This is a genomic window from Komagataeibacter nataicola (assembly GCF_003207795.1).
Taxonomy (GTDB): domain Bacteria; phylum Pseudomonadota; class Alphaproteobacteria; order Acetobacterales; family Acetobacteraceae; genus Komagataeibacter; species Komagataeibacter nataicola.
In genome coordinates, this window is the sequence record NZ_NIRT01000019.1 from 13,975 (window position 1) to 27,750 (window position 13,776).

The 13,776-nt window shown below is 66.7% G+C and carries 14 protein-coding genes; 8 read left to right on the forward strand and 6 right to left on the reverse strand.

Annotated features, from left to right (window positions below):
• Positions 1 to 9: 9 nt before the first annotated feature.
• The 5 genes from CDI09_RS11020 to CDI09_RS11040 form a co-directional block, all read right to left on the reverse strand.
• The gene (locus CDI09_RS11020; protein WP_110571327.1) at positions 10 to 1,785 is read right to left on the reverse strand and encodes a DEAD/DEAH box helicase; all 1,776 of its coding nucleotides are present in this window, start codon (positions 1,783 to 1,785) and stop codon (positions 10 to 12) included.
• Positions 1,786 to 2,054: 269 nt separating this feature from the next.
• A complete protein-coding gene (locus tag CDI09_RS11025) occupies positions 2,055 to 3,041 on the reverse strand; it encodes a zinc-dependent alcohol dehydrogenase family protein (RefSeq protein WP_078526158.1) in 987 nt (328 codons plus the stop codon).
• A 152-nt stretch (positions 3,042 to 3,193) separates the two neighbouring features.
• Complete coding sequence (locus CDI09_RS11030; RefSeq protein WP_167370208.1) at positions 3,194 to 4,348, reverse strand: GNAT family N-acetyltransferase; 1,155 nt, start codon at positions 4,346 to 4,348, stop codon at positions 3,194 to 3,196.
• Positions 4,349 to 4,423: 75 nt separating this feature from the next.
• A complete protein-coding gene (locus CDI09_RS11035) occupies positions 4,424 to 4,891 on the reverse strand; it encodes a RidA family protein (protein ID WP_078526160.1) in 468 nt (155 codons plus the stop codon).
• A 42-nt stretch (positions 4,892 to 4,933) separates the two neighbouring features.
• Complete coding sequence (locus tag CDI09_RS11040) at positions 4,934 to 6,529, reverse strand: TSCPD domain-containing protein (RefSeq protein ID WP_110571328.1); 1,596 nt, start codon at positions 6,527 to 6,529, stop codon at positions 4,934 to 4,936.
• 331 nt (positions 6,530 to 6,860) lie between these two features.
• Here CDI09_RS11040 and CDI09_RS11045 point away from each other — a divergent pair, with 331 nt between their 5' ends.
• The 7 genes from CDI09_RS11045 to CDI09_RS11075 all read left to right on the forward strand — a co-directional run bounded on the left by CDI09_RS11045 (position 6,861) and on the right by CDI09_RS11075 (position 11,377).
• Complete coding sequence (locus CDI09_RS11045) at positions 6,861 to 7,229, forward strand: NADH-ubiquinone oxidoreductase subunit NDUFA12 family protein (protein WP_078526164.1); 369 nt, start codon at positions 6,861 to 6,863, stop codon at positions 7,227 to 7,229.
• Between the two features lie 59 nt (positions 7,230 to 7,288).
• Positions 7,289 to 7,825, forward strand: coding sequence for an outer membrane lipid asymmetry maintenance protein MlaD (gene mlaD / locus CDI09_RS11050; RefSeq protein ID WP_078526167.1), 537 nt, complete (start codon positions 7,289 to 7,291; stop codon positions 7,823 to 7,825).
• Positions 7,822 to 8,040 carry a hypothetical protein gene (locus CDI09_RS11055; protein ID WP_078526168.1) on the forward strand — a complete coding sequence of 73 codons (219 nt, stop codon included), beginning with the start codon at positions 7,822 to 7,824 and terminating at the stop codon, positions 8,038 to 8,040. Before mlaD ends, CDI09_RS11055 begins: the two co-directional genes overlap by 4 nt.
• Complete coding sequence (locus CDI09_RS11060) at positions 8,037 to 8,669, forward strand: DUF2155 domain-containing protein (protein ID WP_078526170.1); 633 nt, start codon at positions 8,037 to 8,039, stop codon at positions 8,667 to 8,669. Before CDI09_RS11055 ends, CDI09_RS11060 begins: the two co-directional genes overlap by 4 nt.
• 96 nt (positions 8,670 to 8,765) lie before the next feature.
• On the forward strand, positions 8,766 to 9,521 hold the full coding sequence (gene otsB, locus CDI09_RS11065) for a trehalose-phosphatase (protein ID WP_078526172.1): 756 nt from the start codon (positions 8,766 to 8,768) through the stop codon (positions 9,519 to 9,521).
• Positions 9,509 to 10,861, forward strand: a complete 1,353-nt coding sequence (locus CDI09_RS11070; RefSeq protein WP_078526174.1) for an alpha,alpha-trehalose-phosphate synthase (UDP-forming) — start codon at positions 9,509 to 9,511, stop codon at positions 10,859 to 10,861. The genes otsB and CDI09_RS11070 overlap by 13 nt, the downstream gene beginning before the upstream one ends.
• Positions 10,862 to 10,867: 6 nt before the next feature.
• Entirely contained in the window at positions 10,868 to 11,377 is a 510-nt protein-coding gene (locus CDI09_RS11075) for a disulfide bond formation protein B (RefSeq protein ID WP_078526176.1), read from the forward strand.
• On the opposite strand, the gene CDI09_RS11080 is transcribed toward CDI09_RS11075, so the two are convergent.
• On the reverse strand, positions 11,331 to 11,507 hold the full coding sequence (locus CDI09_RS11080) for a DUF1328 domain-containing protein (protein ID WP_078526178.1): 177 nt from the start codon (positions 11,505 to 11,507) through the stop codon (positions 11,331 to 11,333). The genes CDI09_RS11075 and CDI09_RS11080 overlap by 47 nt on opposite strands.
• 160 nt (positions 11,508 to 11,667) lie before the next feature.
• Between CDI09_RS11080 and CDI09_RS11085 the strand changes: the two genes are divergently transcribed.
• Positions 11,668 to 13,728 carry an NAD(+) synthase gene (locus CDI09_RS11085; RefSeq protein WP_078526180.1) on the forward strand — a complete coding sequence of 687 codons (2,061 nt, stop codon included), beginning with the start codon at positions 11,668 to 11,670 and terminating at the stop codon, positions 13,726 to 13,728.
• The last annotated feature ends 48 nt before the right edge of the window (positions 13,729 to 13,776 follow it).

Consider the following 13,776-nt stretch of genomic DNA (forward strand, 5'->3'; position numbering starts at 1 on the left):
CGTTGGCGCTTATGAACGTGGCGGGCGCTTGCGCGATGAAGCTGCTCCGCGCGGTCCGCCGCCAAACCCGCCACCGGGGCGACCACCGCCACCACCGGGCTTGCGGGCGAAGGGGCGGCCACCGCGCGGCGGGCCGCTGCGGCGCGGGCCTGCGCCACCGGCAGGGGCTGCGGCAGGCGAGATCTGCACTTCGTCATTCTCGATCGCGGCAATGCACGAGCGGAACTTCTCGGTCGATTCCGGCGTGATCTCGAACAGCGTCTGGCTGTCATTGATGCGGATGGCGCCGATATCCGCCTTGCGCACGCCACCAAGGCGGCAGATCAGCGGAATCAGCCATTTCGGGTCGGCCTTTTCCTGCCGGCCCACATTCATGGCGAACCACGCGCCCGGCTCGCCGCTGCCATAGCTCTCACGCGGGGGGCGCGGGCCGTCGCGCTCGGTGCGCTCACGCACGGGGCGCGGGGCGTCAGGCGTGATGTGGCGCACGTTCTCCGGCGCGGGCAGGCGAGCGCGATACATCTGCAGCAGGGCTGCGGCAAGCTGCTCGCTCGTCCGGCCTTCCACAAGCTGTCCCACCAGTTCGGCATCGGCTTCGGCCACGTCCTGGTTCAGCACGGGGTCGGCCAGCAGGCGCCTGGCGTCATTGGCGCGGATCTCGGCGGCCGTGGGCACGCCGGACCATGTGGCGGTGATCTTCGCACCCTGCATCAGGCGCTCGGCGCGGCGGCGCTGTGACATGGGCACCATCAGCACGCACACGCCCTTGCGGCCCGCACGCCCCGTGCGGCCCGAACGGTGCAGCAGGGTGGCCGGGTCGGTCGGCAGGGTGGCATGCACCACCAGCGCCAGCGCGGGGATGTCGATGCCACGGGCTGCCACGTCGGTGGCCACGCACACGTTGGCCTGACCCTTGCGCAGGCTGTCGATGGCGCGCGTGCGCTCGTTCTGCCCCAGCTCGCCCGAAAGGGCGACCGAGGAGAAGCCGCGCTCGACCAGGGCCGCCTGCATGTGGCGCACCATCTCACGCGTGGCGCAGAACACCATGGTGGTCTGGCTGTCGGTATAGCGCAGCACGTTGACGACGGCGGGGATCAGTTCGCGCGCATCGGCCACGATGGCGCGGTATTCGATATCGGCATGCTGCTTGGCGCCCGAAAGCGTATCAATGCGCACGGCGTCGTTCTGGTAGCGCCGCGCCAGCGATGCGATTTCCTTGGCGATGGTGGCCGAGAACAGCAGCGTGCGGCGGGTTTTGGGCATGGCGTCGAGCAACTGCTCGAGTTCATCGCGGAAGCCGAGGTCAAGCATCTCGTCGGCTTCATCAAGCACGACCACGCGCAGGTCCGACATGTCCAGCCGGCCACGGGACTGGTGGTCGCACAGCCGCCCCGGCGTGCCGACCACGATATGCGCGCCCATCTGGAGCGCGCGCGCCTCGCGGCGGGCATCCATGCCGCCAATGCATGACACGATGCGCCCGCCCGCGGGGGCATAGAGCCAGGTCAGCTCGCGCGTGACCTGCATGGCCAGCTCGCGCGTCGGCGCGATGATGACGGCCAGCGGCGGGCCTGCGGGGCCAAAGCGCTCGGCGCCACCAAGCAGGGTGTCGGCCATGGCGATGCCGAAGGCAACGGTCTTGCCCGAGCCGGTCTGGGCGGAGACGAGGAGGTCACGCCCCTCGGCTGCGACATCCAGAACTGCTTTCTGGACGGGAGTCGGGTTGTCGTACCCACGCTCGTCCAGCGCGCGTTGCAGGGCGGGGTGGGTTTCGGGAAACGGCATGTATCGGGTAATCCGGACAAAAACATGAAGAACATGGGCGACGCAGGAAGGAAACTGGCCGCCGGCCGTGTTCATGCGTCAGGGGAGAAGGCCGGTGCATAAAGAATGATTGCCCCAAAAGCCAGAATTAATAATGGCCGGGGCGTTTTTGCGCGTGCGCCCGGGCATCTTCAGTGCGGCTCAGGGGACATGAAAAAGGTTTCCGGATGCCGCCTTTGTTTATAAAGCGGCGCTCTTCCGGGACCTGAAAAACCACACCAGAAACCTTTTTAGGGCACCAGCACGGCAGCGCCTTCAAAGCGGCCGTGGCGCAGGTCATCAAGCGCTTTGTTGGCGTCCTTCAGCGGATAGGGCGTGGTGGTGGTGCGGATGTCCACGCGCGGCACGAGTTCGAGGAAGTCGATCCCGTCCTGCCGGGTCAGGTTGGCAACCGACATGATCTGGCGCTCCTCCCACAGCAGGTCGTAGGAAAAGGCCGGGATCTCGCTCATGTGGATGCCCGCGCATACCACGCGCCCCGCCTTGTGCACGGCCTTGAGCGCTGCGGGCACCAGCGCGCCCACGGGCGCGAAGATGATGGTGGCGTCAAGCTGTTCGGGCGGGGCTTCATCCGAGCCGCCTGCCCATACGCAGCCGAGCGAGCGGGCGAATTCCTGGGTTTTCGTGTCACCAGGGCGGGTGAAGGCATAGACCTTGCGCCCCTGCCACACGGCCACCTGTGCAATGATATGGGCTGCCGCCCCAAAGCCATACAGCCCGATGCTCCGGGCCTCCTGGCCCGCCATGACCAGTGAGCGCCAGCCGATCAGCCCCGCGCAGAGCAGCGGAGCCACGGCCACATCGTCATCCCCATCAGGCAGGGGAAAGGTGAAATGCGCATCCGCCACCGCTTTCGTGGCGTAGCCGCCATCACGCGTGTAGCCAGTGAACAGCGGGTGGTCGCACAGGTTCTCGTGGTCGGTCTGGCAGTAGTGGCAGCAGCCACAGGTATGGCCCAGCCACGGAATGCCCACGCGCTGGCCCATGTGCAGCCCCTCCACATTGGGGCCGATGGCGTCGATCCGTCCCACGATCTCGTGGCCGGGGGTCAGCGCATGGCCGGGGAAGGGCAGGTCGGCGTCGACCACGTGCAAGTCGGTGCGGCACACGCCACACGCGCCTACGGTCACGCGGATCTGTCCCGGCCCCGGCTGGGGGTCGGGCAGTTCGGTCCATTGCAGGGCGGTGTGGGGGGCGAGCAGTCGCATTGCGTACATTGGGTGCGCTCCTTGGGCTGTCAGGGGCGGCCTGCTGGCCGCTGGTGCCATGATGCACAGGCTAGCATGATGGTGCCCCCCGCGGCATGACATGCATCATCGCGCTGTTCTGCTTTGAAATAAGGCGGCGTTCTCCTGAACGGGTTCCGCGCCTATTCCTCCACGCGGTAGGGGGTCATGGCATCAAGGGCGGGCAGTTCGGCCCGTATGGCCGCGCGCTCGTGCTGCAGGAATTCGGCCACGGCCTCACGCAGGCCGGGGTGGCTGATCCAGTGAGCGGAATGGGTCAGGCAGGGGCGGTAGCCGCGTTGCAGCTTGTGCTCGCCCTGCGCACCGGCTTCCACCCGTTTCAGCCCGTGGGCGATGGCGAAGTCGATGGCGCGGTAATAGCACAGCTCGAAGTGCAGGAACGGCCAGTCCCCATCCCGCCGCCCCCAGTTGCGACCGTACAGCGTATCGCGCCCCATCAGGTTGAGCGCGCCCGCCACCGGCACGCCGTCCTGCCTGGCAATCATCAGCACCACCCTGTCGCCCAGGCGTTCGGACAGGAGCGGGAAGAAGGCGGGCTGCAGATAGGCGCTGCCCCATTTGCGGTCCACTGTAGAGAGGTAGAAGTGATGGAAATCATGCCACAGCGCCTCGGTAATTTCCGCGCCGCGATAGGTGTGGAATGTCAGCCCGCAGGCATTGGCGTCGCGCCGCTCGCGCCTGATGGCCTTGCGCTTGCGGGAGGCCAGCATGCCCAGAAAATCGTCAAAGCTGGCATAATCCTGATTATCCCAATGGTACTGCACGCCAAGGCGCTGTAGCCAGCCGCTTTCACCCAGCAGTTCATATTCATGCGTGGTGCAGAAGGTGACGTGCGCGGAGGAAAGCTCCATCTCGCCACAGGCCTGCCGCAGCGCGCGGCCCGCCAGCAGGCGCAGGCTGTCGGCATCGGGGGCAGTAGGGTGAACCAGAAGCCGTGGCCCCGGCACGGGCGAGAACGGCACGGCTACCTGCAATTTGGGGTAGTACTGCCCGCCCGCCTGCTCGAAGGCGCGGGCCCAGGCGTGGTCGAACACGTACTCGCCAAAGGAATGACCCTTGGCGTAAAGCGGGGCGACCGCCAGCAGGTGGCCTTCACCGTTGCGCAGGGCCAGGTGCTGGGGCATCCAGCCGGTCTGGGGGCCAGTGGAGCCGCTGTCTTCCAGTGCGGAGAGGAAGGCGTGGCTGACAAACGGGTTTTCATCACCCGCGCAGTCATCCCACTGCGCCGCCGGGATCTCGGCAATCCGGCGGTGCAGGGTCATGGTGGTGCCGGTCATGATGCCTGCGCCGTGGTGCAGGCTGTGCGGGGCGGTGCGGTCATGACAGGCTCCCTTGACGTTGGTGTGGTTACATCAGCCGATTTCGAACAGGCCCTCGACCTCGACAGCGGAGTCGAGCGGCAGCGAGGGCACGCCTACGGTCGAGCGCGCATGGCGGCCCGCATCACCAAACACGGCCACCGCGAGGTCGGAGGCCCCGTTCATGACAGCGGCATGCTGCGTGAAGTCGGGCGTGCAGGCGATGAACCCGCCCAGCCGCACCACGCGTTTGACGCGCGAGAGTTCGCCCACGGCGGCCTTAACCTGCGCGATCACGTTAATCATGCTGTAGCGCGCGGCTTCCACCGCCAGTTCCACCGCCACGGTGCCGCCGAGCTTGCCGGTGGTCAGCAGCTTGCCATCAACCAGCGGCAACTGGCCTGACACCACCAGCGAGGACCCGCTGATGACGGTGCCCACGTAATTGGCCACGGGGGTGGCAGGCGTGGGCAGCACGATGCCAAGCTGCCTGAGGCGCTGTTCGGGTGTTGTATCGGGCATGGGCAACAATCCTTGTATCAGGCGGCGCAGTGCTGCGCCGGGTTATCCGACCAGCCGCAGCCCGCGCCGCCGGGGCGGCGTGTCATCGCCATCGTCATTGCCGGAGCCGGGCAGGTCGAGCGGCAGCATGGGGGCGGGGCTTTCGGCCAGTGCGTCCTCATGCGGGGCATCGGGTAGCCTGCGGCCCAGATAGGCATCTGACAGGGCGCGGAAGGCGTAGTCGAGCATGGATGTGGCGTAGGATGCAACCGGGTCGCCTTCCACCGTGCCAGCGGGGCCGAACTGGGTGTAGGCAAAGGCTTCCACGTAGCTTTCCAGCGGTGCGCCGTATTGCAGGCCGATGCTCACGGCCTGGCCCAGCGTGTCCATCAGGCCGCGCACCATCGGGCTTTCACGCGTGGGGGTCAGGCTGACCTCTCCTAGCGAGCCATCGGCATATTCCCCCGTGCGCAGGAACAGGCGGTGGCCGCCGATGCGGGTTTTCTGCGTAAAGCCGCCATGGCGGGCGGGCAGGTGGCGGCGTACGCCGCGCTCCAGCCCCGCGCGGGTGGCCAGCGTGTCACGCGTGGCGTCGGGGCGGGCGGGCACGCGGTCCACAAAGCCACTGAGCGCACGGTGCATGGCCTGGTGCGATACGGCGCCCGGCAGGGGCAGCACGCTCTCGCCCGCAAGGGTTGCGGCAAAGGCGGCCTCCAGCGTCAGGCCCCGGCTGGCCAGGCGGGCCAGCGTGCTCATGGCCAGCCGCCCGTCAGCGCGCAGTGGGGAAAAGACGGGGGCCAGCCCGCACGCTTCCACGCCGAGAAGCGCATCGATGGGGCCGGGGGTGGAAAAGCCGGTCTCGACACGGGCGGCGGGCTGGTCGGTCTCGACCGCCGCTTCCTGCCACACGCTGCGCGCGATCTGGCTCACGCCGGGCAGGATGCTGCGCACGGGGGGCAGCGGCATGGCGTCCGCCCCTTCGCCCGCATGGGCGACAAGGGTGGCCAGCGCCACGATGCTGCATGCCGCGTCGCGCCCGGCCTCGCTGTCATAATCCAGCCCCAGCCCGGCCAGGCAGGCATCGAGGTTGGTCAGCAGCAGCGCGCCCGCAACGGGGGGGCGTTCATGGCTTTCGCCTGCGGTGGGCAGGGCCACGGCGCGCAGATGTGCCACCGCTCCGCCCTCGGGCTCGGGCAGGGGCAGTTCGCCATTGCGCATGTGCAGCTTCTGGTGCGCAAGGGTGCGCAGCACGCGGGCCAGCAGGCGCAGGGCTGCCACGAAGTCGCGCGCCATGAAGCTGTTATCAGCCTCGACAAAGGCAGCGAGGTTGACCACGAAGGTGGGCCTGCGGTCATGATGGCCATGCCACAGGCTTTCGCCCGGTGCTGCCTGGCGCATGAGCAGCAGGCACGACAGCGTGCGCGCGACCGGGCCAATGACCGGGCCGGATACCTCGCCCGCGCACAGGTCATCAATCCATCGCGCCGCGAGTTCGGGCAGGTTGGCGGGGCCATGACCGGGAGCCAGCCGGGCCACGGCCTCGGCTGCCGTATCATCCCAGTCGGCGGGCAGGGTTACGGAACGCGGCGCGTCGTCTGGGTCCGCTGCGGCTTCAACGGTACGCATACGCACGCCGTTCCAGTGGCTTCGTGCTGTCATGCTTCCTGTTTACCGGGCAGCCACGGGGCGGCGGAACCCGCTTACAACGGAGTCGCAACTATACATGCCACTGAATACAGTGGATATGGGGGATAACTGTGCAGCGGCTTCGCGCGCCGCCATCACCGCGCCGTGAGGCGACTGCTCCGTGCGCCTTAAATATAAAGTTTCCGGACGCCGCTTTTTTTCAAAAAGGCGGCGTCTGTAAAAAGTGCGGGCAGTCCCGACGCACGCCCCGCGCTGATCTTCCCCATACTGATCCCGCAGATGTGACGGGCGCGCGCGCAGATGCGCGTGGACCACGCGGTTGCGGGCGGATTAGGCTTGCGGCATGGCAAATCTAGGCACCCGTATCTATACCCGCTTCAGGGGGCGGCTGGTCGGCAAGGATGCCGATGGCCGCTGTTATTATGAGGCCCGCACCCCCAACCGCACCGGCGGCGGGGAAAAGCGCCACGAGCGCTGGGTCATCTATCACAAGGGCGAGGACGCATCCGCCGTGCCGCCCGAATGGTGGGGCTGGCTGCACCACATGGAGGCCGCCCCCCTGCCCGAAAGCGCGCGCCAGCCGTGGCAGCAGCCCTGGCAGCCCAACCAGACCGGCACGGCGGATGCCTACCACCCGCCCGGCAGTGACTGCCGGGGCGGCCAGCGGGCTTCAACCACCAGTGATTATGAGGCATGGTACCCCGAGGGATGAAACCCGTGGCGTAACCTGCTAGGGTATGCGCCATTGGATATTGGGGAAGCTTTGCCATCATGGTTGCTGCTGTTTCAGGGCGCGCGGGCCGTCAGCCAGCGGAACTTCTTGCCGGTTTTGCCGTGCTGGCGGGGCTTGCGGGGCTGCTGGCCTATGCCGTGCTCGACAAGGGCCGCCCGCATGAAACCGGCTACCGGCTCAATGCCGGGTTCACTCATATTGATGGGCTGTCCATTGGCTCGGATGTAAGGCTTGCGGGCATTACGGTGGGGCAGGTGGTCGATGAGCGCGTCGACCCCAAGACCTATGCGGCGCAGGTCGCCTTTACCGTGCGCCCCGACATCAAGCTGCCCGATGACACGGCGGCCATCATTACCAGCGACAGCCTGCTTGGCGGCAAATACATCGCCCTCTCACCCGGCGGCGATGACAAGATGCTCGCCCCCGGCGGCACGATTGGCCAGACCCAGGGCGCGATCAGCCTTGAGCAGCTGCTCAGCAAGTTCATCTTCTCGGTGACCGATACGCTGACCAAGGCCCGGCAGGACAAGGCCAGCCAGGCCGCCGCTCCCGCGCCGGGCGGAGACGCGCCATGAGCGGTGCCCACGCCCCGCCTGCTGTCTGGCCGCAGCGTGATGGCACGCCGGTCTCGTGCCGCGACAAACTGCTGGTCCTGCAGGAAAATCATGCGGAAGTGCAGGGCATCTTGCAAGATGCGTTCGAGGATGCCGTGCTGATGGGCGTGGATGAGGCGGCCATGCGCCAGATCCTGATCGAGGTGGTCAACACCCTGCGGAGCCCCCACGCATGAGGCGCGTGCTCCGCTGCCTGCCCGCCCTGCTGCTCGCTGGCCTGCCGGGCCTCGCCCACGCCACCGAATGGCTGGCCTCGCCTGCCATGTACCCGCCCGATACGTGGCAGGGGCGCACGGTTGCGGTGGTGCGCGTGCTTGACAAGCTCGATGCCCATGTCGCGCTGCTTAACGTGCCCGTAGGCCAGGACATGCCTTATAAAAGTCTGACACTGCACGCCACGTCGTGCCTGCAGCGCCCGGCCACCCTGCCTGCCGATAGCGCCGCGTGGCTCGACGTACATGACGCGCATGAGGGCATGGCCGCCTTCCAGGGCTGGATGGCGGTGGCCGAACCCGCGACCGGCGTGTTCCAGAACCCGCTTTATGATGTGCAGCTGGTCGGTTGCGCGGGCGACAGTGTCGCACCCACCCCGCCGCCACTCGCCGCCGTGGCCGTGCCCACGGAAGCCACACCCGGAGCACCCGCCGCTGCCACGCCCGATGGTCAGCCCGCACCGCCTCAGGCCGGTGGTGTGGGTGCCACGCCAGTCGCCCCCCAGCCTGCGCCGCAGCCGCTTTCCCCGCCGATGCCCGCCATGCCGTCCGAGCCTGCCGATGAAGGGGCGGCGCCCCTCATGCTGCATTAGAAAATTATTTAATTTGTGTCGTATAAATGCTGCAGCCCTGTTCAGCACGGTTGTGGGCTTGCGTATTACCCAGCTTTGCCAGAGGCTAGATCCATCATGAGCAAGACATCCTCCCTCCCTTCGCTCGATCGGCTGCCGCCTCCTGCACGCGCTGCCTTCCTCCTGGACTTTGACGGCACGCTGGTGGATATCGCGCCTACGCCCGAATCCGTGGTCGTGGCGCCCGGCCTGCGCGATACCCTGCGCCGCCTGCGTGATAAATGCGGCAATGCGCTCGCGGTCATTTCGGGCCGCCCCATCGAGCAGATCGACCATTTCCTGCCTGATGTGCCCTATGCCGTGGCGGGCGAGCATGGCATCGCCATCCGCCATGCGCCGGGCCAGCCCGTCGAGCGCGCGGCGCTGCCGCCTGTGCCGCAGGCATGGATGGATGAGGCGGAGAAGCTGGCCGCATCCCACCCCGGTGTGCGGATCGAACACAAGAAGGCGGGGCTCGTGCTGCATTATCGCGGCGCGCCCGATGCGGGTCCGGCTCTGGGCCAGATCGCGGATGAATGGGTTAAGGCCACCAACGGCGCGTTTCATGTGCAGGCTGCCAAGATGGCGTGGGAAATCCGCCCCGCCGGCATCGACAAGGGCCATGCGGTTGAAGCGGTGATGCAGGGCGCGCCGTTCGCGGGGCGGCTGCCCATCTTCGTGGGCGATGACGTGACCGATGAGGATGGCATGCGCGAAGCGGTCAGGCTTGGAGGGGTGGGTTTTCGCATTCCCAATGATTTCCCTGATCCGGCGGCTTTCCGTGCATGGCTGGCCGGGTTGGCACAGGGGGGTGATGGCGCATGGGGCGGCTGATTATCGTATCCAACCGCGTGCCTTCCCCGCGTGAGCGCAGCCAGCCTGCCGGTGGGCTGGCGGTGGGGCTGAAAGATGCGCTGCGCGAGGGGGAATCGCTATGGTTCGGCTGGTCGGGCAAGCAGGTGCAGCTGCATGGCGGCGACCCGGTGCCCCGGCTCGACAGGGTCGATAACGTCACCTACGCCACCATTGACCTGACCCCGTTGCAATATGAGGGGTTCTACCAGAATTTCTCCAACGGCATCCTGTGGCCGCTGTTCCACTACCGTGTCGGGCTGATGAATTATTCCCGCACGGACTGGAAGACGTATCTGGCGGTCAACGCCATGTTTGCCCGCACGCTGCTGCCCCTGCTCAGGCCTGATGACGTGATCTGGGTGCATGACTACCACCTGTTCCCGCTCGGGCAGGCGTTGCGTGACCTTGGGGTGAAATGTCGCATCGGCTTCTTCCTGCATATTCCGTTCCCGCCATGGAGCCTCGTGCGCTCGCTGCCCGGCGCCGACCTCCTGCTTGAGGATATGCAGAGCTACGACCTGATTGGCGTACAGACACCCGAGGATGCCGAGAACCTCAACCATTCCCTTCAGGCCAATGGCCTTGATGCGCGGGGGCAGGCCTTTCCCATCGGCATCGACCCCGATGAGTTCCGCGCGCAGGCCGAAAAGAGTATGGAAGGCCCGGAGGTCGAGCGGCTTGAAGGCAGCCTGCGCGGCGCCAGGCTGGTGCTGGGCGTGGACCGGCTGGATTATTCCAAGGGCCTGCCCGAGCGGTTTCGGGGTTATGAGGCGCTTCTGGCGCGCTACCCCGAGCATCGCGGCAAGGTGACCTTTCTGCAGGTGGCTCCCATCTCGCGCGGCAGCGTGGAGGAATACCGCCAGCTACGCCGGCAGCTTGATGAACTGACCGGGCGGATCAACGGCGCCTATTCCGAGTTTGACTGGACGCCCATCCGCTACATTACCCGTCCGCTTCCGCGTGAGGTGCTGGCCGGGTTCTACCGCCGGGCCGAAGCCGCCCTGATCACGCCGCTGCGTGATGGCATGAACCTCGTGGCCAAGGAATACGTGGCCGCCCAGAACCCGGCCAATCCCGGGGTGCTGATCCTGTCGCATTTTGCCGGTGCCGCGCCGGAAATGGATGAGGGCATTCTGGTCAATCCCTATGATCCTGATGAGATTGCCGATGCCCTGCACGCCGCCCTGACCATGGGGCTGGCGGAACGGCGCACGCGCTGGCAGGCGCTGGAGCAGGAAGTCAGCAGCACCACGGCCATAAGCTGGGCGGCCGATTTCCTGCGCGCGCTTGAGGCGGCACCTGTTGCGGGGCGGTCATAACCGCCCATGCGTTCAACCGCTTTATTGATGGTAATGGCCGGGTGCGCCGCCCTTGGCGTGGCCTGGTGGAGTGAATATACGCTGGGCCATGTGCCCTGCGGATTATGTTTATGGGAGCGCTGGCCCTATCGGGTGCTGGCGGGGCTGGGACTGCTTGCGGCGGTGCTGCCACGTGACGCGGCGCGCGGTGCGTTGTGGCTGTGCATGCCGGTGCTGCTGGTGGCGGCGGCCCTTGGCGGGCTGCATGTGGGCGTGGAGCAGGGCTGGTGGCCCAGCCCGCTGCCCGAATGCCGCGCGCCCACGTTTCATGGCGGCAGTTTCGCGCAGCGTCTGGCGTCCATGCCATCCCGCCCGGCCAAGCCGTGCGATGCGGCAACCTATCTTGTGCCCGGCGTGCCGCTTTCCATGGCGGCGCTGGGCGGGATCTACGCGCTGGCGCTGATCCCTGTCGTGCGCCGGGGGTTACGGATCAGGGCGAAGTTCCGCGGCCGCGGCCGAAAAACAATCCAAGGATGAACAGCACGATGAAGATGAAGAAGAGCACCTTGCCGAAATAGGCAAACGTGTCCGAAATGCCGCCGAAGCCAAAAACCGCGGCGATCAGGGCGAGAACAAGGAATGTGATGGTCCAGCGTAACAGGTCCATGATCCGGTTCCTTCCGATCGATGTTGTGACAGACGCGGGCATGACATCCGCCCCTTAACAATGCGCCAGAGGGCGACGGGTTCATCGCAATACGTTATTTTGGCCCCGGCGCGGTTACGACCCGAGCGGGGTTTCGCGCAGATCAGGCGGGAGGCAGCACATGAAAGACGGCACGGACACGGCAGGTTTTCATAGCCTGTACCACCACGGCTTTGCCCGGGTGGCAGCCTGCACCCTGCCCGTGGCCCTGGCTGACCCGATGGAAAACGCCCGCCGCACGGTGCAGGCCATCCGCGCCTGCCACGAGGCTGGCGCCGTGGTGGCCGTGTTCCCCGAACTCGGGCTGTCGGGCTACGCCATTGATGACCTGCGCCAGCAGGATGTGCTGCTTGATGGCGTGCGCGAGGCGATTGGCTGGCTGGCCGGGCAGACGGCGGCCCTGCTGCCGCTGGTGCTCGTTGGCGCGCCGCTGGCCGTGGGCGATGCGCTGTATAACTGCGCCGTTGCCCTGCATGACGGGCGTGTTGTGGGCGTGGTGCCCAAATCCTACCTGCCCGATTACCGCGAGTTTTATGAGGCGCGACAGTTCACGCCAGGAGCGGCGCTGCGCGGTGGCGTGGTCACCCTTGGCGGTGAGGCCGTGCCGTTTGGCACTGACCTTCTGTTCCATGCGCCTGCGGTGCAGGGGCTGACCGTGGCCGCCGAGATCTGCGAGGACATGTGGGTGCCGCACCCGCCGGGTGTCGATGCCGCCCTGGCCGGGGCCACGGTCATTGCCAATCTTTCTGCCAGCAACATCACGGTAGGCAAGGCGCGCACGCGCACGCTGCTGTGCCAGTCGCATTCGGCGCGCTGCCTGTGCGCCTATGTCTATGCGGCGGCGGGCGAAGGCGAGTCCACCACCGACGTGGCATGGGACGGGCAGACCTCAATTTTTGAAAATGGCATGCCACTGGCACAAAGCGAGCGTTTCCCCTCGGGTCAGGTCACGCTCATGGCCGATGTGGATCTGGACCTGCTACGCCAGGAACGCCTGCGCATGGGCACCTTCGCCGATAATTGTGCCCGGAGCACGGCAGGCGCGTGGCGGCACATCGAACTGTCCATCACCCCGCCAGCAACCGATCTGGGGCTGCGGCGCGACATTGCGCGTTTCCCCTTCGTGCCCAGCGACCCGGCGCTGCTCGATCAGGACTGCTACGAGGCGTTCACCATTCAGGTTACCGCGCTCAAGCGCCGCCTGCTCGCCTCACGCGCCAAAACGCTGGTCATTGGCGTATCGGGCGGGCTGGATTCCACCCATGCGCTGCTCGTCGCCGCCCGCGCGGCGGAGGAATGCGGGCTGGGGCGGCAGGCGGTGCTGGGCTACACCATGCCCGGTTTTGGCACCACGGGGGCCACGCGCGACAATGCGCATGAACTCATGGCGGCCCTTGGCGTGCAGGCGCGCGAGATCGACATCCGCCCCGCAGCCCGGCTCATGCTTGAGCAGATGGGTCATCCCTTCGCCGCGGGTGAGGCGGTGTATGACGTGACATTCGAGAACGTGCAGGCGGGCCTGCGGACCGATTTCCTGTTCCGGCTGGCCAACCAGTCGGGCGGGATCGTGATCGGCACGGGCGACCTGTCGGAGCTTGCGCTGGGGTGGTGCACCTATGGCGTGGGCGACCAGATGGCCCATTACAATGTCAATGCCGGGCTGCCCAAGACCCTGATCCAGCATCTGATCCGCTGGGTCATGGCCAGCGGGCGCGAGCAGGCGCGCACCTGCACGGTGCTCGAGGCCATCCTGTGCACCGAGATCTCGCCCGAACTGGTGCCCGCCACCGCAACGCAGGCGGTGCAGAGCACGGAATCGCTGATCGGGCCATACGCGTTGCAGGATTTCACCCTGTTTCATGTGCTGCGCTATGGCTTCCGCCCCTCCAAAATCGCGTTTATGGCGCTGCATGCCTGGGGCGACGCTGAGGGCGGGGGCTGGCCCCCCGGCTTTCCTGCCCAAGGCAGGCGGACTTATACACTGGCGGAAATACGCCACTGGCTGGGGGTGTTCCTTAACCGTTTCTTTGGTTTCAGCCAGTTCAAGCGCTCGGCCATGCCCAACGGGCCGAAGGTGGTGGCCGGTGGCGCGCTGTCGCCGCGCGGTGACTGGCGCGCGCCATCGGATGGGAATGCCCGGCTGTGGCTGGAAGAACTGGAGCGGCGCGTGCCGCATGATTGATCCAGATCAATCCTGATTCCGAATTTCTTAACCCATTCCTGACAAATA